The sequence below is a fragment of the Rhodovarius crocodyli genome, from assembly GCF_004005855.1.
GTDB lineage: Bacteria > Pseudomonadota > Alphaproteobacteria > Acetobacterales > Acetobacteraceae > Rhodovarius > Rhodovarius crocodyli.
The window spans coordinates 234,749-253,079 of sequence record NZ_SACL01000001.1 but is presented as its reverse complement, the minus strand read 5'-3'; the positions used below and the strand labels follow the sequence as shown (position 1 = coordinate 253,079).

The 18,331-nt window shown below is 70.1% G+C and carries 18 protein-coding genes; 12 read left to right on the top strand and 6 right to left on the bottom strand.

The features are described 5' to 3' along the window. Position 1 precedes the first annotated feature (1 nt). Complete coding sequence (locus tag EOD42_RS01180) at positions 2–412, top strand: VOC family protein (protein WP_240654752.1); 411 nt, start codon at positions 2–4, stop codon at positions 410–412. On the opposite strand, the gene EOD42_RS01175 is transcribed toward EOD42_RS01180, so the two are convergent. Then, the gene (locus EOD42_RS01175) at positions 413–1,330 is read right to left on the bottom strand and encodes a threonine/serine dehydratase (protein ID WP_127785223.1); all 918 of its coding nucleotides are present in this window, start codon (positions 1,328–1,330) and stop codon (positions 413–415) included. A 148-nt stretch (positions 1,331–1,478) separates the two neighbouring features. Here EOD42_RS01175 and EOD42_RS01170 point away from each other — a divergent pair, with 148 nt between their 5' ends. The 5 genes from EOD42_RS01170 to ptsP all read left to right on the top strand — a co-directional run bounded on the left by EOD42_RS01170 (position 1,479) and on the right by ptsP (position 5,825). After that, positions 1,479–1,925, top strand: coding sequence for an HPr kinase/phosphorylase (locus tag EOD42_RS01170; RefSeq protein ID WP_240654750.1), 447 nt, complete (start codon positions 1,479–1,481; stop codon positions 1,923–1,925). Next, the gene (rapZ, locus tag EOD42_RS01165; RefSeq protein WP_127785222.1) at positions 1,922–3,004 is read left to right on the top strand and encodes an RNase adapter RapZ; all 1,083 of its coding nucleotides are present in this window, start codon (positions 1,922–1,924) and stop codon (positions 3,002–3,004) included. Before EOD42_RS01170 ends, rapZ begins: the two co-directional genes overlap by 4 nt. Positions 3,005–3,038: 34 nt before the next feature. Continuing rightward, the gene (locus tag EOD42_RS01160; protein WP_127785221.1) at positions 3,039–3,452 is read left to right on the top strand and encodes a PTS sugar transporter subunit IIA; all 414 of its coding nucleotides are present in this window, start codon (positions 3,039–3,041) and stop codon (positions 3,450–3,452) included. Positions 3,453–3,570: 118 nt separating this feature from the next. Next, complete coding sequence (locus EOD42_RS01155) at positions 3,571–3,852, top strand: HPr family phosphocarrier protein (RefSeq protein WP_127785220.1); 282 nt, start codon at positions 3,571–3,573, stop codon at positions 3,850–3,852. Between the two features lie 80 nt (positions 3,853–3,932). Further along, positions 3,933–5,825, top strand: a complete 1,893-nt coding sequence (gene ptsP, locus EOD42_RS01150) for a phosphoenolpyruvate--protein phosphotransferase (protein WP_206020213.1) — start codon at positions 3,933–3,935, stop codon at positions 5,823–5,825. A gap of 100 nt (positions 5,826–5,925) precedes the next feature. Here the strand turns inward: ptsP and EOD42_RS01145 are convergent, their stop codons facing one another. Further along, positions 5,926–6,900, bottom strand: coding sequence for a Bug family tripartite tricarboxylate transporter substrate binding protein (locus EOD42_RS01145; RefSeq protein ID WP_127785219.1), 975 nt, complete (start codon positions 6,898–6,900; stop codon positions 5,926–5,928). Between the two features lie 33 nt (positions 6,901–6,933). Beyond that, a complete protein-coding gene (locus EOD42_RS01140; RefSeq protein ID WP_164867725.1) occupies positions 6,934–8,085 on the bottom strand; it encodes a multidrug effflux MFS transporter in 1,152 nt (383 codons plus the stop codon). 133 nt (positions 8,086–8,218) lie between these two features. On the opposite strand from EOD42_RS01140, the gene EOD42_RS01135 reads away from it, so the two are divergent. After that, complete coding sequence (locus EOD42_RS01135) at positions 8,219–8,692, top strand: nucleoside 2-deoxyribosyltransferase (RefSeq protein WP_127785217.1); 474 nt, start codon at positions 8,219–8,221, stop codon at positions 8,690–8,692. Here EOD42_RS01135 and EOD42_RS01130 read toward each other — a convergent pair. Next, positions 8,689–9,243 (bottom strand): nucleotide exchange factor GrpE, encoded by a 555-nt coding sequence (locus tag EOD42_RS01130; RefSeq protein WP_240654748.1) that lies wholly within the window; start codon positions 9,241–9,243, stop codon positions 8,689–8,691. The two genes, EOD42_RS01135 and EOD42_RS01130, sit on opposite strands and share 4 nt — an antisense overlap. A 229-nt stretch (positions 9,244–9,472) precedes the next feature. Here EOD42_RS01130 and EOD42_RS26470 point away from each other — a divergent pair, with 229 nt between their 5' ends. Then, positions 9,473–11,590, top strand: a complete 2,118-nt coding sequence (locus EOD42_RS26470) for a beta strand repeat-containing protein (RefSeq protein ID WP_127785215.1) — start codon at positions 9,473–9,475, stop codon at positions 11,588–11,590. A 39-nt stretch (positions 11,591–11,629) separates the two neighbouring features. Here the strand turns inward: EOD42_RS26470 and EOD42_RS01120 are convergent, their stop codons facing one another. Then, the gene (locus EOD42_RS01120) at positions 11,630–12,619 is read right to left on the bottom strand and encodes a tripartite tricarboxylate transporter substrate binding protein (RefSeq protein ID WP_127785214.1); all 990 of its coding nucleotides are present in this window, start codon (positions 12,617–12,619) and stop codon (positions 11,630–11,632) included. Continuing rightward, the gene (locus tag EOD42_RS01115) at positions 12,616–13,419 is read right to left on the bottom strand and encodes an alpha/beta fold hydrolase (protein ID WP_127785213.1); all 804 of its coding nucleotides are present in this window, start codon (positions 13,417–13,419) and stop codon (positions 12,616–12,618) included. The genes EOD42_RS01120 and EOD42_RS01115 overlap by 4 nt, the downstream gene beginning before the upstream one ends. Positions 13,420–13,577: 158 nt before the next feature. Between EOD42_RS01115 and EOD42_RS01110 the strand changes: the two genes are divergently transcribed. From EOD42_RS01110 to EOD42_RS01095, 4 genes are all read left to right on the top strand, one after another. Beyond that, entirely contained in the window at positions 13,578–14,561 is a 984-nt protein-coding gene (locus EOD42_RS01110; protein WP_164867724.1) for a Bug family tripartite tricarboxylate transporter substrate binding protein, read from the top strand. A 133-nt stretch (positions 14,562–14,694) separates the two neighbouring features. Continuing rightward, positions 14,695–15,942: an HdeD family acid-resistance protein gene (locus EOD42_RS01105; protein ID WP_127785211.1), complete on the top strand. Its 1,248-nt coding sequence runs from the start codon at positions 14,695–14,697 to the stop codon at positions 15,940–15,942. Continuing rightward, positions 15,939–17,069: an MFS transporter gene (locus EOD42_RS01100; protein WP_127785210.1), complete on the top strand. Its 1,131-nt coding sequence runs from the start codon at positions 15,939–15,941 to the stop codon at positions 17,067–17,069. Before EOD42_RS01105 ends, EOD42_RS01100 begins: the two co-directional genes overlap by 4 nt. Before the next feature lie 142 nt (positions 17,070–17,211). Continuing rightward, positions 17,212–18,183 (top strand): Bug family tripartite tricarboxylate transporter substrate binding protein, encoded by a 972-nt coding sequence (locus EOD42_RS01095; protein ID WP_164867723.1) that lies wholly within the window; start codon positions 17,212–17,214, stop codon positions 18,181–18,183. Positions 18,184–18,331 lie beyond the last annotated feature (148 nt).

Genomic DNA, 18,331 nt, shown 5'->3' with positions numbered 1-18,331 from the left:
CATGTCGCTGATCACCCTGGGCATCCAGGATGTGGAACGCTCGAAGCGCTTCTACCGCGAGGGCTTCGGCTGGGAGCCGGTGTTCGAGCACGACGACATCGCCTTCTACCAGATGAACGGCTTCATCCTGGGCCTGTGGGCGAAGGCCGCGCTGGAGGAGGACATGCGACGCGGTGGTCTGGCCTCGCCCGGCGCCTTCGCCCTGGCGCATAATGTGGGCTCGGCGGCCGAGGTGGATGCGCTGATCGCGAAGCTGGCCGCGGCCGGCGCGCAGGTGCTGCGCCCGGGCGACGAGCCGCCCCATGGCGGCTATCGCGGCTATGTGGCCGACCCTGACGGCCACGCCTGGGAGATCGCGTGGAACGCTTCCTGGCCCATCGATGCCGAGGGCCGCGTCACCTTCGCGCTGTAGTCACCCGATCGCGGTATTCCCGCCGCAGACCAGCACGCCCACGCGCGCGCCCCTGGGCGGCACCCAGGCGCCGCTGAGCAGCGCGGCCAGCGCCGTCGCACCCCCGGGCTCGGCCAGGATGCGGGCGGCTTCCCACAACCGGGCCTGGGCCGCGCGGATCGCGTCGTCGGCCACCAGCACGCTGGTACGGATGTTCTGGGCGGCGATGGGGAACATGGCCGCCCCCACCTGCTTCGCGCCCAGGCTGTCGGCCGCGACGCCGGAGACCGGCACCTCGACGGGCTTGCCCGCGGCCAGCGCCGCATGCAGGGCGCAGCTGGTCTCGGGCTCCACCGCGATTACCTCGGTCGCGCAGCCGGCGTGCCAGGCGGCCATGCCGCCGATCAGCCCGCCGCCACCCACGGCCACCAGCAGATGCGTCAGGCGCGGGGCCTGGGCTTCCCATTCCAGCGCCACCGTTCCTTGCCCCGCCAGCACCTCGGGCTGGTCGTATGCGTGGACTTCGAGCGCGCCGGTCATGTCCCGATGCGCCTGGCTGGCCGCCAGCGCATCGGCATAGCGCGCGCCGCCCACCACCAGGTTTGCGCCATAGGAGCGGATGCGCGCCTGTTTCTCGGGTGCCGAGACCTCAGGCACAAAGATGTCCGCCCGCACGCCCATCGCCTGCGCGGCATAGGCGACGGCGGCGCCGTGATTGCCGCCGGAGGCCGCGACCACCCCATGCGACAGGTCACCCGCCAGCCGCAGGCGGTTGAAGGCGCCGCGCGGCTTGAAGCTGCCGGTCACCTGCGTCAGCTCCAGCTTCAGGTTCAGCGCGGGACCGAACACGCCCTCGGGCAGTTCCAGCACCGGGGTGGTGCGGATGTCGGCGCGGATGCGCGTGTGGGCGGACTGGATGTGAGAGCGCGTGATGGCCATGCCCCGGCATGCCAGGGGCAGGGCGCGCGGCCAAGCCCCGCCGGCCCCGAAACGGCACACGCATGGGTTGAGTCGCGGAACACTTCCGTCGTTACCATTATTGCGCCATATTTCCGCCCCGAATGAGGCAAGCACCGGACCCCCGCCCATGCGCCTTCACGCAAGCTGCGTCTCCCTCCGGGGTGCGGCGGTGCTGCTTCTTGGCGCGCCGGGCGCCGGCAAATCCTCTCTGGCACTGCGCCTGATGGGGAACGGCTGGTCCCTCGTCGCGGATGACCGCGTGGTGCTGGAAGCGCGCGAGGGCGCCCTATACGCCGCCGCCCCCGCCGAGGGCGCGGGCCTGCTGGAGATCAGGGGCCTCGGTATCTATGAAGGGCTGGAACATGCCGGCGCGCCTGTCGCGCTGGTGGCGGAGCTGACGCCCGCCGCCGCCATTCCCCGCCTGCCGGAACCGCGCTGCTGGCAGGCGCTGGGTATCGAGGTGCCCCGCTGCGCCCTGGATGCGACTGACCCCGCAGCCGTCGAGAAAGCCGCCTGGGCCCTGGCCGCCGCCACCGGCCGGCACCGCATGCGCGCGGGTTTCCTCGCGCAATGACCGCCCGCCGCCCCGTCGTCATTGTCACCGGCCTGGCCGGGGCGGGGCGTGCCTCCATCCTCAACATGCTGGAGGACATGGCTTTCGAGACGGTGGACAACCCGCCGCTCGCGATGCTCGAATCGGTGCTGGGCGACGGCGCGCTGCCGGTGGCGGTGGGGGTCGATACCCGCAGCCGCGGCTTCGAGCCCGCCGAGTTGCTGATCGTGATCGAACGCCTGCGCCTGCGCCCCGACCTGGACGTGACGCTGCTGTTCGCCGCCGCCGAGGAAAGCGTGCTGCTGCGCCGCTATTCCGAGACGCGGCGCCGCCATCCGCTGGCCCCGGGCGGGGAGCTGGGCACCCGCGTGCAGGACGGCATCCAGCGCGAGATCGCCCTGATGGCCCCCCTGCGCGAGGCCTCGGACCTGCTGGTCGATACCTCCGAGCTGCCGCTGCCGCAGCTGCGCCTCAAGATGGAGGAGCGCTTCCGCCCCGACGGCGCGCCGGGGCTCGCGATCACGGTGATGTCCTTCGCCTTTCCGAAGGGGCTGCCGCGCGAGGCCGACCTGGTCTTTGACCTGCGCTTCCTGGCCAACCCGCATTATGTGCCGGCGCTGAAGCCGCTGACCGGGCAGGACCCGCGCGTGGCGGCGCATGTGGAGGCCGACCCGGCCTTTCCGGGCTTCTGGCGCAACTTCACGGCGCTGCTGGACCCGCTGCTGCCGCGCTATGTACTCGAGGGCAAGAAATACTTGACGATCGCCCTGGGATGCACGGGCGGCAAGCATCGTTCCGTGGCCGTTGCGGAAAAACTGGCCGCGCATCTTGAACGCATGGCGGCAGAACATGGCTGGCGCGTAAACCTGACGCATCGGGAACAGCCCCCGAAGGAATACATCGCCGCCCACAATCACCATATGCAGTCAACCGCCGGACAGGAATTGCCGTCCGGCGTGGCAGGGGCTACAGCCCCGCGCCCGGATCGTGTTTCAGAACATTGCCCGGATGGCTCCCCCGCCATCCCGGAACCACCTCACCCTTCCACCCCCGAAGGGGCTGCCCGTGACGGGTCGCCCCGGACCTTGGCGAGACTATGAGCGAAGCCCCCCTAGCAGTGAGCAGCAACACCCCATGATCGGTATGGTTCTTGTCACCCATGGGCGGCTCGCGGAGGAACTGCGGTTGGCCATGGAACATGTCGTGGGCCCGCAGCGCGGGGTTGCAACCGTGTGCATCGGCCCGGACGACGACATGGAAACCCAGCGCAGCCAGATCAAGGAAAGCATCGGCTCGGTCGATGACGGTGACGGCGTGGTGCTGATCACGGACATCCTGGGCGGCACGCCTTCCAACCTGGCCTTGTCCCTGGCGAACGGGAAGGTGAAGGTGGTGGCCGGCGCCAACCTGCCCATGCTGGTGAAGCTGGCCAAGCTGCGCAGCGTGGAACCGCTGGGCGAATGCATCGACCATGCGGTACAGGCGGGGCGCAAGTACATCACCGCCGGTGGCGACGGGCCGGGGAAGCCTGTCTGCCAAGGGGGATGACCAAGGTGGCCGGCATGGCAGCTGACGTTACACGGGGGAACGGAAAGTGATGGATCAGAACATCAATAGTGACCCAACTGGCGCCATATTCTCCGGGCAGGATTGCAACTGTCCTGAGATGCCGGGGGCCCATGTGCTGAAGCGCAAGGTTCAGATCATCAATTCCCGCGGGCTGCACGCCCGCGCCGCCGCCAAGCTGGTCAGCGAGGCGGAGCGCTTTTCCGCGTGCATGCACGTCGTCCGTGACGGAGAGGCGGTGCCCGCCTGTTCCATCATGGGGCTGATGATGCTGGGTGCCGGCAAGGGGACGGAAGTCGAGATCACCGCCGAGGGCTGGGACGCGAAGGAGGCCCTGGAAGCCGTGGCGGGGCTGGTGGAAGCGGGCTTCCACGAGGACTAACCCCGGAGCCTTTCCTCCGGGCTGTCATGTGACTGCGTGAGCGACGCCTGCTGCGCCCGCGCCCTGAACCGGAACAGACGATGCCGCCCAAGGTCGAGGCCAAGCCAGAACCCAAGCCCGAGACGAAGCCCGAGGCCAAGCCCGCCGTGAAGGCGGTGGAAGCGGCGCCCCCCGCCCCGTCCAAGGCCAAGCCCGCCAAGAAGGCGCCGAAGGAGGCGCTGTACCGCGGCATTCCGGTGGCGCCCGGCATGGCCATCGGCACCATCTACGACACCACCGAGCCCACCGCCGAGGCCCCGCGCCGCGCCATCCAGGCCGAGCATGTGGAGATCGAGCGCGAGCGCCTGAACAGCGCCGCCGCCACCGCGCGCAAGCAGGTGACGAAGCTGAAGTCCCGCCTGGCCATCCTGCCCGAGGAAGCCGAGGACGAGCTGGCGCCCCTGCTCGATGCCTATCTGATGATGCTGGGCAATTCGCGCCTGCTGCGCGGCGCCCGCAAGCGCATCGGCGATGCCCTTCTGTCGGCAGAGACCGCCGTTCTGGACGAGAGCGAGGAAATCGCGGCCGTCATCCTGAACGCCAAGGACGACGACAAGTCCGGCCTGCTGCGCCGCGCGGGCGAGGTGCGCGAGATCGCGCGCCGCCTGATCCGGCACCTGACGGCCACGCCCTTCCGCTCCTTCAAGGAGGTGCCGCAAGGCGCCATCCTGGTGGCGGAGGAACTGACGCCTGCCGATGCGGCGCTGCTCGACCCCTCACGCATTGCGGGTGTCGCGACCGATGACGGCGGCGCGGACGGCCACACGGCCATCATGCTGCGCGCGCTGGGCATCCCCTCGATCGTCGGCTGCGCGGGCCTGACGGAGGCCGCCAAGCGCGGCGATTTCGCCGTGCTGGACGGCGGCGCCGGCACCATCGCCCTGCACCCCGGCGAGGCCACGCTGGCCAGTGCCAAGGACAAGGTCGCGGCCTATGCCCGCGAACGGGCCAAGCTGTCCAAGCTGCGCCGCCTGCCGGCCGAGACCACGGATGGCGAGCTGCTGGAGCTGCAGGCCAATCTGGAGATCCCGGCGGAGCTGCCGCTGATCGCCCAGGCGGGTGCGCAGGGCATCGGCCTGCTGCGCAGCGAGTTCCTGTTCCTGAACCGAGACAGCCTGCCGGACGAGAACGCCCAGTTCGACGCCTACCGCTCCATCGTCGAGGCGATGGGCGGCGATGCCGTGACCATCCGCGTGCTGGACTGGGGCGGCGAGAAGGACATGGAGGCGCTGGGCGAGGGCGTGCCGGCGCCCGGCGGGCCGAACCCGGCCCTGGGCCTGCGCGGGTTGCGGCTGCTGCTGAAGAAGCCGGAGCTGCTGGAGGAGCAGTTCGCCGCCATCCTGCGTGTGGCCGTGCGTGGCCCGGTGCGCGTGATGCTGCCCATGGTGACCATCCCGCAGGAGGTGGCCCAGGCGCGCGACATCTATGAGCGCGTGGCCAAGCGCCTGCGCCGCCGCGGTGAGACCCTGCCCGAGAAGCTGCCGCCGCTGGGCGTGATGATCGAGACGCCGGGCGCCGCCCTGGCGGCCGATGCCATCGCGCTGGAGGCCGATTTCTTCTCGATCGGCACCAATGACCTGGCGATGTACACGCTGGCGGTGGACCGCGCCGAAACCGAGGTGGCGCATCTGTATGACTCGCTGCACCCCGCCGTGCTGCGCCTGGTGCAGTTCGCGACCGAGGCCGCGCTGCGCATGCGCATGCCCGTCAGCGTCTGCGGCGAGATGGCGGGCAATGCCAAGTTCGTGCCGTTGCTGATGGGCCTCGGCCTGCGCAGCCTGTCGATGAACGCCAGCTCCATCCCGCGCGTGAAACAGGCGGTGCGTGGGCTGACCATCGACGATTGCGCGCGCTTGGCGCGGCGGGTGATGGAACAGAGCGACCCGCAGCGGATCAGGGAACTGGTCGAGGCGTTCGCGGCGGAGAAGCTGTAAGGACTTCTTCTTTTTCTGAAGGAAAAGAAGTTGACGATTGGCATGGAGGTGAAGGGCCCCCTTCACCTCCGGCGCAGCCTAAAACTGCCAAAAAAGAACATCAATCCAGGGTGATGTTATGATCCCTGATGATCTTCCCCCAACGCTCCGTCTCCGGCCCCATCCGCCGCGCGAATTCGCCGGGCGCGTTCTCCAGGAAGATCAGCCCCTGTTCCGCCAGGAAGGTCTGGGTCGCGGGCTCACGCCCCACGCCGGTATAGGCATCGTACAGCCGGGACTGGATGGCGTCCGGCGTCGCCTTGGGGGCGATCAGCCCGTACCAGGTCACCACCTCGATATCGATGCCCTGTTCCTTCATCGTCGGCACGTCGGGCAGGTGGGGCACGCGCTCGGGCGTCGTCACCGCGATGGGCTTCACCTGGCCCTGGCGGATGGGCGACAGCATGCTGGGCAGCGCGTCGAAGAAGGCCTGCACGTCATTGGACATGATGGCCACCATGCTGTCCGAGACACCGCGATAGGGCACATGCGTCATGGACAGGTTCCGGCCCGTGCCCATCATCTCGAACAGCAGGTGCTGGGCGGTGCCCACCCCGACCGAGCCGTAGTTGAGGCCGCCGGGCCGGCTGCGCGTATAGGCGATCAGTTCCGCCACATTGTTCACCGGCAGGTCCTTGTTCACCACCAGCACGAGGGGCGAGGCCGCGAACATGCAGATCGGCGCGATGTCGCGCAGCACGTTGTATTGCGGGTTGCGGTCCAGGTTCGGGAAGATGGTCAGCGGGCCGAGGTTGCCCATGCCGATGGTGTAGCCGTCGGGGGCGGCGCGCACGATCTCACCCACGCCGATGCGGCTGCCGGCGCCGGGCTTGAAGTCGTTGACGATGTTCTGGCCCAGGCGCTGGCCCACGCGCTCATTGATGAAGCGCGCCACCAGGTCATTCAGGCCGCCGGGCGCCCAGGGAATGACGAAGCGGATAGGCCGGGTGGGGTAGGGGGCCTGGGCGGCGGCGAAGGCGGGTGCCAGGGCCGGTGCGGCCAGCAGCCCCGCGAGGGCGCGTCGGGTCGTGTTCATGGGCGGGCAAGCTGAGGCCCGCCCACGCAATCGTCAACGGCGGAACCAGACCAGGGCCGCCAGCGTGAAGCAGATGACCATCATGGATGCCATCGGCATGCCCGTTCCGTCGCTCCAGGCGCCCATAACGACGCCAGACGCGGCACCGATACCGAACTGCAATGTGCCCAGGATGGCCGAGGCCGTGCCCGCCACCGGCGCGAAATGCTGCATGGCCAGCACCGTGTTCACCGGAAAGACGATGCCCATGCAGGCCATGATGACGAACAGGCAGCCGAAGATGACGAAGAAGGGCGCGCCCAGCCAGCTGGCCACGAACAGCAGCACCGCATCGGCCAGCAGGATGAGCATGAGGTAGCTGATCAGCTTTTCCCGCGTCAGCCACTCGGCCAGCTTGCCGGTGAACTGGCTCATCATGATCAGGCCGAAGGCGTTGAGGCCGAACCAGATGCCGAACTGGCTGGCGGGGATGCCGTGCACCTCCATCAGCACGCTGGGGGAGCCCGAGATGTAGGCGAACATGGCGCCGGAGCAGAAGCCGGTGGTCAGGCCCGGGCGCAGCATGCGCCAGTCCGTCAGCAGCCGGGCATAGTCGGTCAGCACCGCGGAGAAGGGCACGCGGCGGCGACGCTCCTCGGGCAAGGTCTCCGGCAGCACGAAGGCCACCATCGCCAGGGCCAGGCCCCCGAAACAGGCCAGCACCAGGAAGATGGCGCGCCAGCCGGCGACATGGGCCACCAGGCCGCCCAGGAAAGGCGCCAGCATGGGGGCGGCACCCATCACCAGCATCAGCCGGCCCATCAGCCGCACGGGGTCGCGCAGATGCGCCACGTCCCGCACGACGGCGCGGGAGACGACCATGCCCGCGCAGCCGCCCAGCGCCTGCAGCACGCGGAAGGCCACCATCTGCGGCAGGCTGCCCGCCATGGAACACGCGACGGAGGCCAGCACGAACAGCCCCACGCCGAAATACAGCGGCGCCTTGCGCCCGTGCCGGTCCATCAGCGGGCCATAGACGATCTGCCCGCAGGCCATGCCGAGGAAATAGGCCGCGACCGTGACCTGGGCGGAAGCGGTGTCGCTGCCGAGCGCCGCCGCCATCTCGGGCATGGCCGGCAGGTACATGTCGATGGACAGCGGCGCGAAGGCGGCCAGCATGCCGAGGATCAGGGGAAGGGTGTTCACGCACCGCACAATAGGCGCGATGCGGGCGGCGCCTACCCCCCTGCCTCGGGAATGCGGCGGGCGGTACACAACCGGAACGTGTGAGGTTGGGCGCGGGCTTGTAAGCATCCCCCCGGGCGTGGTTTCTGGCCTCATGCGCATCTATCTCGCCGGGCCCGACGTGTTCTTCCCCGATGCCGCGGCACGCGCCGCGCGGCTGAAGGCGGCCTGCGCCGTCTTCGGCTTCGAAGGGGTGTTCCCGCTCGACGACCCTGCCGAGCCGCCGCTCTACCCGGCCGATTCGCCGGAATGGCAGCGCATCTTCCTGGCCAATGAGGCGCATATCAGGGGTTGTGACGCGATGATCGCGAACATGACGCCCTTCCGCGGCCCCTCGGCCGATGCCGGCACGGCGTGGGAGATGGGGTTCATGCGCGCCCTGGGCCGCCCGGTGCTGGGCTGGACCGAGGAGACGCGGGACTATGCCCCGCGCGTGGTGCCGGACGGCATGCAGGTCGAGGCCTTCGGCCTGGCCGACAATTTGATGCTGGAAGGCGGCGCCGTCGCCGTGTTCCGGGGCGAGGGCGCCTTCGAGGCCTGCCTGCGGCGGCTGGCGGCTGGCGGCTAAGCCTTAGCCGCCACCACCACCATGGCCGGGCGCAGCAGCCGCCCGTTCAGCGTCCAGGCGGAGCTCCAGGCCTGGATGACGGTACCCGGCTCCACGCCCTCGGGCGCCGGCTGCTCGGACATCGCCTGGTGCAGCTCGGGGTCGAAGGCCTTGCCGGTCGCGTCCTCGCGCTTGATGCCGTTGCGCTCCAGCGTGGCGATGAAGGACTTCTCCACCCCCTCGAAGCCGCCGCGCAGCTTGCCCAGCAGTTCGGCCTCGCCCTCGACCGGGGCGGGCAGGGCAGAGAGGCCGCGGCGCAGGTTCTCGGCCACTTCCACGACGTCGGTGGCGAATTTCTGCACGGCATAGGCGCGGGCATCCTGCACCTCACGCGTCGAGCGGGCGCGCAGGTTCTGCATCTCGGCCTCCGCGCGCAGCCACTTTTCCTTCATGGCCGCCACTTCCTCGGCCAGCTGCTGGATGCGCTGTTCCGGGGTCAGTTCCTGCGCGTCGGTCTGCGCTTCGGCTGGGGTCTGGTTGTCCTCGGGGGGCGTCTGGTTCGTGTCGGTCATGGTTTCCATCGCGGATGGTCGCGCGGGCGTGGATGTCAGGCCATCACCTAGGCGGCATGGCGCCCCGTCACAAGCCCTTGAAAGGGCGGAAGGGCGCGCCTGTGAGGCTGCGATGTCATGAAATCATCACCCGATCGGGCCCTTCCGCGCCTTCTGCGGCACAGCGTGCGGGGGCATGGTCCGCGCGCCTTACGAACCCGCCTGCCAGCGCCCCGCCGGAGAGATACCCATGGCCACCACGACCATCGCCAACGGCACGACGCGCACCACGCGCCTCAACATGTCGGGCACCGACATCCTGAACGTGGCGGCGGGCGGCGTGTTCACCGTGGCCGACAATGCCCAGACCGTCCGCTTCAACGCAGCGACCAGCAACGGGCAGATCACCAACTCCGGCACGATCGAGAACACCAATTCCGGCGGCCGCGCCATCCGCGTGGAGACGGGGGTGGGCACCACCACCTTCAACGCCACCATCACCAACAATGCGGGCGGGCTGATCACCGCGGTCGACGACGCGATCCAGGTCCAGGCCTCGACCTTCACCGGCGTGGCGACGCTGGCCATCGGCAATGCCGGCACCATCACCTCCGCCACCGGCCAGGCGCTGGACCTGGCGGGCGGCGGCGGCACCTTCGTCTCCACCGTGACGAACACCGGCACCATCACGGCGCAGACGAATGACGCGGTGCGCATCTTCACCGGCAGCTTCACCAACACGGGCGGCACCGTCACGGGCGGGTCCGCCGCCGGCTACACCGTCAGCGCGGACGGCGTGCAGTTCGAGGACAACGGCACCGGCACGCTGGTCAACCAGTCCGGCGGCACCATCACGGGCGACCGGCACGGCGTGAATGCGGGTGTGGGGTCGGTCCTCACCGTCACGAACGGCGCGGGTTCCACCATCACCGGCAACAACGGGTCGGGCGTGGGGTCGGACGGGTCGGCCACCATCACCAACTACGGCACCATCAGCGGCAATTTCAGCGACAGCGCGGGGTCGGACATCAACGGCTCCACCCCCGGCGCCACGGATGGCGGCGGGCCGGACGGCATCAATGACGGCGACGGCGACGGCGTGGACGTCGACTTCCAGATCACCCTGTACAATTACGGCCGCATCGAGGGCACGGGCGCGGGCGGCACCGGCAGCGACGGCTATGCCAACACGGCCGAGGGCGTGGCCGCCGGTGGCGGCCTGATCCACAACTACGCCGGGGCCACCATCATCGGCCTGGGCCGCGGCATCCTGATCGACGACAGCTCGACCGGCAACGCGCCCTACGCCACCACCATCATCAATGAGGGCACGATCACCGGCACCCAGGTGCTGGGCATCAAGATCGTCGGCACGCAGAACGACACCATCGACAACAGCGGCACCATCAGCACGGGCGGCACCTATGCCATCCTGATGGGCGACGGCAACGACACGCTCGTGATCCGCAACGGCTCCTCCATCACGGGCCTCAGCGACGGTGAGGCCGGGACCGACCAGCTCGACTACAGCCACTGGACCGGCACCGGCATCAGCGTGAACCTGACGGACGGGCTGGCCACCGGCACGGGCGGCGTCGCGGGCTTCGAGAACGTGACGGGCAGCGGCCTGGCGGACCTGATCCACGGCAGTGCCGTGGCCAACCTGATCTCGGGCGGGGAGGGCGACGACCAGCTCTATGGCTGGGCCGGCGACGACACGCTGGGCGGCGGCGCGGGCAATGACGTGCTGTACGGCGGTGCCGGCAACGACACGCTGATGGGCGGCACGGGCGACGACGTCTATCTGATCGAGGATCTGGGCGACGTCATCTCCGAGGTTTCGGGCGAGGGCACGGACACGGCCTATGTGGCGGTCACGGGCTACACGCTCGGCGCCAATGTCGAATACGGCTATCTGGTGGGCGCGGCCTCCGCGCTGACGGCGGGCTCCACCGGCACCAACCTGATCGCCAATGCCTCGATCGGCAGCGTGCTGACGGGCGGCACCGGCGACGACACGCTCTGGAGCCAGTCGGGCAACGACACGCTGAACGGCGGCGCGGGCAACGACATCCTGCGCGGCAGCAGCGGCAATGACCGCTTCGTGGGCGGCGCGGGCGACGACCAGATGGTGGGCGGCAGCGGCGCCGACACCTTCGGCTATGAGGCCGCCAGCTGGGGCTATGACCAGATCTGGGGCTTCAGCGTGGCCCAGGGCGACAAGCTGGACTTCACCGGCAGCGGCCTGACCTATGCCGAGCTGACCGTCTATGAGGTGGGCGGCAGCACGGTGGTGGCGCATGGCGCCGACCGGATCGACATGTATGGCGTGACCGGCCTGACCTCGGGCGACTTCATCTTCGGCTGAGGCCGGGAAGGGGGGGCGGATGCCCCCCGAAGCCGGGGCTCAGTCCGCGGTGATGCCGCGCTCGCGGATCACCCGCGCCCACATGGCGGTCTCGCGCTTCAGGCGCTCTGCGAAGGGGGCGGGCGCCTCGCACACCACATCCATGCCCTGGGCGGCCAGGACCGGCGCGGTCTCAGGCGCGCGCAGCACCGTTTCGGTCAGTTCGGAGATGGCCTGCACCACCGGCGCGGGCGTCGCGCGGGGCACCAGCAGCCCGTACCAGCTGGTGACGTCCATGCCCGGGAAGCCGCTCTCGGCCAGGGTGGGCACATCCGGCAGGGCGGGGGTGCGGATGGCGGTGGTCAGTGCAATGGGCACGGCCCGCCCATCGCGCACCAGCGGCAGGGCCACGGGCAGGTTGCTGGCCAGCAGCTGGGTCTGGCCGTTCAGCAGGTCCGCCACGGCCTGGGTGGTGCCGCGATAGGGCACGTGCTGGATGTCGATGTCCGCCCGGCTGCGCAGCAGTTCCATCGCCAGGTGCAGCTGGCTGCCGACGCCCGGCGAGCCATAGGTGACGGCGCCCGGGTTCGCCTTGGCCTTGGCGATGAGGTCCGCGACGGAGCGGATGCCCGACTGCGTGCTGGCCAGGATGATGTTGGGCGTGGTCGCCATCATCGAGACGGGCGCGAAATCACGCTCCACGTCGAAGGTCAGGCCGCGCAGCAGGGTGGGGTTGATCGTCAGGTTGCCGGCGGGGATGACCAGCATGGTCGTGCCGTCGGGTGCTGCGCGGCGCACCAGGTCGATGCCGATGTTGCCGGCGCCGCCCGCGCGGTTGTCCACCGCCGCCGTCTGGCCGCTGCGGGCCTGGAAGCCCTGCGCCAGGGTGCGGGCCAGGATGTCGATGGGCCCGCCCGGGGTGAAGGGCGCGATCAGCGTCAGCGGCTTGCGTGGGAAATCCGCCGGCGGGGAGGCGGGTGCCTGGGCGAAGGCCGGGGCGGCGAGCAACAGGCCGGGCAGGGCCAGGGCGTGGCGGCGCGTGGGCATCATGGGCGGGTTCCTTCTCGGCAGGCGAACCAGGGGTGCAGAAGGGCGGCCAGTTCCGCCGGAGCCTCCTGCGGCAGGGCATGGCCTGCCCCGGGGATGAGATGCAGCGGCGAGCCCACGGGCAGCGCGGCATGCAGCGCGCGGGCATTGGCCGGGGGTGTCACGACGTCCTCGGCGCCGGCGGCGACAAGGGCCGGGAAGGGCAGGGCGGCGGCGTCGGCCGCCAGGTCTCCGGCGCCCAGGGCATGGACGGCATCGGCGTAGCCCGGCGGGTTCACGGCGGCCATGGCGCCGCGCACCGCGGCCAGCACCTGCGGTTTCCGCTCGGGCTCGAACACCAGCCGGGCGGCGCGCCGGGCGGCGAATTCGGCGGGGCCCAGTGCCTCGAGATCGGCGATGCGGGCGGCCACGGCGGGGGGCAGCGGCGCCCCGGCCGGCACGCGATACCCGAGCGCGGGTGACAGGAAGCCAAGCCGCGCCACGCGCCCGGGTGCCAGGCGGGCGAAGGCGCCGGCGAACAGGCAGCCCAGGGAATGCCCCAGCAGACCCACCTGATGCAGGCCCAGCGCCTCCAGCACGGCGGCCAGCCGCGCGGCATAGGCAGCGGGGGTGGGGGAGGCCACCCGGGCAGAGGCGCCATAGCCCGGCGCCCACCAGGCCAGCACGTCCCAATCCGTGGGCAGCGCCTGGATCAGCGGCAGCCAGCTTTCGGCATTGCTGCCGATGCCGTGCAGCAGCACCAGGGACGGGCCGGGCCCAGGGCGGCGCAGCAGTTCGGTCTGGGCGATGGTGAGGCGCTGCATGGGAGCCCCTGTCATGGGAAGCAATGTTCAATAATGAACATGAAAAGCAAATATGAACAAAGCTACGCCCCAGGCCCTTTCCTGTCGAGAGCATGTTCCCCTTCGGCCCATGGGAATGCCAAGATGTACGAACAACAAGACAATTGCCGAGGAAACCCATGCCACCCATCAGCCTGCCGCGCCGTGCCCTGTTGGCCGGGCTTACCCTGCCCGCGCCTTTGCTGGGCGCGCCCGCCCTGGCCCAGTCCTTTCCCACCCGCCCCCTGCGTGTCGTGGTGCCCTTCGCCGCCGGCGGGCTGACGGACAGCCAGATGCGCGTGGTGTGCGAAGGCGCGGCCCGCCGCCTGGGCCAGGCGATCGTGGTGGAGAACCGCAGCGGCGCCGGCGGCATCCTGGGCGCCCAGGCCCTGGCCAATGACCGCGCGGCGGACGGCTACCTGTTGAGCCAGATGCCCTCCAGCGTGTTCCGTTATCCGCTGGTCGCCGCGCGCCCGCCCTTCAACCCGCTGACCGACTTCACCTACATCATCCAGCTGACGGGCTATGTGTTCGGCGTGGCGGTGCGGCATGACAGCCCCTTCCGGACGCTGCGCGACGCGCTGGACTACGCCAAGGCCAATCCCGGCCGCTTCACCTTCGGCACCACGGCCACCGGCGGCACCCCGCATGTGACGATGGAGCAGGTGGCCCGGCTGCATGGCGCGGAACTGACCCATGTGCCGTTCCGCGGCTCCTCCGAGATCATTCCCAATGTGCTGAACGGCTCCGTCGAGGCGATCGCCTCCTCCTCCGACTGGTTGCCGCTGGTGCGGGAAGGACGGCTGCGCGCGCTGTGCACCTGGGGCGCCGCGCGCTCCGAGAACCTGCCCGACACGCCGACGCTGAAGGAGCTGGGCTTCAACATCGTGCAGACCGGCCCCTATGGCATCGCGGGGCCGAAGGGCATGGACCCCGCGGTGGTGAAGCGCATCCACGATGCCTTTCATGAGGCACTGAGCGACCCTGAGCACCTGACCACCCTGCGGCGCTTCAGCATGGTGGTGGACTATCTGGACACCGCCGCCTTCACCGCCAGCATCCCGCCGCTGATCGAGGAGAACCGGGTGGTGGTCGAACAGTTGAACCTGCGGGAACCCCGCTGAGAATCAATGCCTTGTGATCGGCTGTTCCTGGCCCGCCGGCGCCGCTATTTTGGCGTCGGCGGGTAAAGGGTGACGCGTGGGACAGCTTGTCTTTCTTCTGGTCGGTTCGGATTCCCTCCGCCGGAGATGGTATGTGATCGCGGCCCTGGCGGTCGTGCTGCTGGCACTCGGCCTGGTGATGATGACCGATGCCTCCCACGGGGTGGTGGTGGCCACCACCGCGGTGCTGGGGGTGCTGACGCTGCTGCACGGGCTGCTGGTCACCGTCTCCTCCATGCCCGGGGTGCCGGGCAGCGGCGGCTGGCTGAATCTGGCACGCGGTGCGGCGCTGGCCACCAGCGGGGGGCTCATCCTGGCCCAGCTGGCGGGCGCGCCCCTGCCGGCCGGGGTGCTGGTGGGCATCGCCTTCGTCGTGGATGGCGGGTTGCGCATCTTCGGCGGCCAGCTGATGCGCTTCGCCGCGTGGCGGCGCGTGGTGCTGTGGGGCGCGATCGAGGTCGTGCTCGGCCTGCTGTTCCTGGTCGGCTGGCCGATTTCGGGTGAGCGCGTGGTGCCGTTTTCGGTGGGCATGCTGCTGGTCGTCTCGGGCTATGTGCTGCTGCGCATGGGGTGGGAGCTGCGGCAGCTGGAACCCGAGGCCGCCATCCTGCTGCTGTCGGTCTTCGGCGGGCGCGGCTGGCAGGACAATGCGCCCGTGCTGCTGGGCGGCAGCGACGGCGCGGCGCCCTCGCATCCGCTGATCATCCATGTCTGGACGCCCGCGGTCTCGGCCGGGGTCAGGCCCACCGTGCCGGTCATCAACCGCTATGTCGCGGCCATGGACAGCACGGGGAAGGTCTCGACCGGCCATTGCTCGCTGGAGGCGGGGCCCGTCTATATCAGCCACTACCCGGCCAATGAGATGGCCTATGCCCCCGACCAGTTCGCGCTGACGATGCGCGCCACGGCCGACAACGACCAGCCGGGCCGCTTCCTGCCGAACCTGGCCGCCGAGATCGCGGAATGGTGCCCGCCCGACCAGCAGCTGGTGTTCCACCATTACGATGAGCGCCGGCTGCGGGCCTATTGGGCCGGCTACCGGCAGGACGACACCTACAACACCTCCAACCGCAACTGCGCCATCTGCGTGGCCGCCGCGCTGGAATCGGCGCTGGAGGGGCGGCTCGCCTCGCCCCGGCCCTGGCTGCGCATCCTCAGGCTGCTGTGCAACCCGGACATCTGGTCGGCGGCCGCCCTGCGCAAGCACGCGTCCTCCATTACCTGGACGCCCGGTTCCGTGCTGGACTACGCCCGGGCGCTGCGGGAAGTGGTGGAGCCGCATGAGAGCCATCCCGCCCAGCGCCTGCGCCGGGCCTTCCGCCTGGTTCTGGGGGTGCGATGAACCGCCTGCTTTCCGGCGTGGCCGTCACCACGGTCGCGATGATGTTCGGGCTGACCTACAGCCTGTCCGCCGCGCTGATCGCGCTGGACCTGGCGGCGCGTGATCTGAGCGAGGCCGTGATCGGCGCCAATGCGGCCATGCATGCGCTGGGCGTGCTGACCACCGCGATGTTCCTGCCGCGCGTGGTCATGCGGCTGGGGGTGCGCCCCATGGTGCTGGGCGCGCTGGCCCTGGCGGCGCTGGTGCTGCTGGGCATGCCGGCGCTGCCCTACCTGTGGCTGTGGTTCCCGCTGCGCTTCCTGCTGGGCGTGGCGGCGGAGGTGCTGTTCGTCCTCTCCGAGACCTGGATCAACAGCCTCAGCGCCGAGGAAACGCGGGCGCGTGCCATGGCGGCCTATACCGCGGCCATGTCCGTGGGCTTCGCGGCGGGGCCGTTCATCCTCTCGGTGGTGGGGCGGGGCGGCATGGCGCCCTGGCTGATCGGCGCGGGGCTGGCGGTGGCGGCCATGGCGCTCATCGCCTCTCCGCGCGTCACGGCGCCCGTGTTCGACCGCCCGGCCCATGGCGGGCCGCTGCGCTATTTCCGCCTGGCGCCGCTGGCCATGGCCGCCACCGTGCTGAATGCCGCGATCGAGACGGCGGGGCTGTCCTTCCTGGCGCTGTATGCGGTGCGCCTGGGCTGGGCCGAGGCCGATGCGACCGCGCTGATGACCTGCATGATGGTGGGCGCGATCCTGCTGCAGCTGCCCATCGGCTGGCTGGGCGACAAGATGGACCGGATGGTGCTGGTGCGCTGGCTGGCCGTGCTGGCGGCGCTGGGCGGACTGGCCTGGCCGCTGGTGCTGGGCTGGGCCTGGGCGGCCTATGCGCTGCTGTTCTTCTGGGGCGGGGCCTTCATGGGCATCTATGCGGTGATGCTGGCCGTGGTCGGCAGCCGATTCCAGGGCGGTGAGCTGGTGGGCATCTATGCCGTGATGGGGCTGGCCTGGGGTGGCGGGGCGCTCGCCGGCCCCCTGCTGGCCGGGGCGATGATGGAGGGGCTGCCCCCGCACGGGCTGGCCTTCTTCGCGGCGCTGGCCTGCGGCAGCTTCGCACTGGTGGCGTTCAGGCTGCGCGGGCGCGATTAGCGCCGGCGAACACCGCGGGGGCGGCCGCGTCCGGACTCTGCCCGGAAATCAGGCGGTTCCGGCCGGAAGCAGTTGAATTTCCCCACCCCGGCGCGGCGGGGGCGTGCTTCCATGCCGCCAGTCCATGTCCGGGGAGAGTCCGATGTCGCGCCGCCTGTTCCTTGCCAGCCTGCCAGGCCTGGTTGCCCCTTTGGCCGCCCCCGCCCTGGCCCAGCCCGCCTGGCCCACCCGCCCCGTTCGGATGCTGTGCGGCTTTCCCCCCGGCGGCCTGCCCGATGTCTATGCCCGGCTGCTGGCGGAACGCTTCCAGGCCGCGCTCGGCGCGCCGGTGGTGGTGGAAAACCGGGTGGGCGGCGGCGGCACCCTGGCCAATGAGATGCTGGCCCGGACCGATGACGGGCACACGATGCTGTCCACCTCCATCTCCATGACCGCCGGCGCGGCCTTGCGCGCCGGGCGGCTGAACTATGACGTGATGCGCGACATCGCCCCTGTCTCCGGCATCTCGGTGGTGGCGAACGGGCTGTTCGTGCATGCCTCCGTGCCCGTGAACACGGTCGAGGAGTTCGTGGCGCTCGCCAAGGCGCGGCCCGGCACCTTCAACTGCGGGTCGCCGGGCAACGGCACCTCGCCCCATGTCACGCAGGAATACTTCAAGCTGCGCACCGGGGTGGACATGGTGCATGTGCCCTATGCCGGCACCGGCCCGCTGATGCCGGCCTTCCTGGCGGGGCAGGTCACGGTCGTGATCGACAACATCCCCCTCTATATGTCCCATGTGCGGGAGGGGCGGCTGAAGCTGCTGGCCGTCAGCACCCCCGCCCGCTGGCCGAGCGCGCCGGAGGTGCCCACCATCGCCGAGACGGTGGCCCCCGGCTTCGACGTGCGCGCCTGGTTCGGGCTGGTCGCGCCCATGCGCACGCCGGAGGCGGTGCTGGAGCGCATGAACGCCCTGGCCGTCGCCGCGCTGAACGACCCCGCGGTCTCTGCCCGCATCCGCCAGGGCGGTGCCGAGCCCTGGCCCACCAGCCGTGAGGAATTCGCCGGTTTCATGCGCGCGGACATGGAGCGCTGGACCGAGGTGGTGCGGCTTTCCGGTGCGCGGGTGGATTAGCCCGCGCCGATAACACCCTGATTTCATGAAATCGGCGCAAGCTCTGCCCGTCCGGCCGCATTGCTGACGCAAAGCCTTGGGATAGCTGACAGTTACTTCTGGTTGCGGGGCTGGACATCGGCTCGCCTTCGCGCCATCCGCTTTGCTT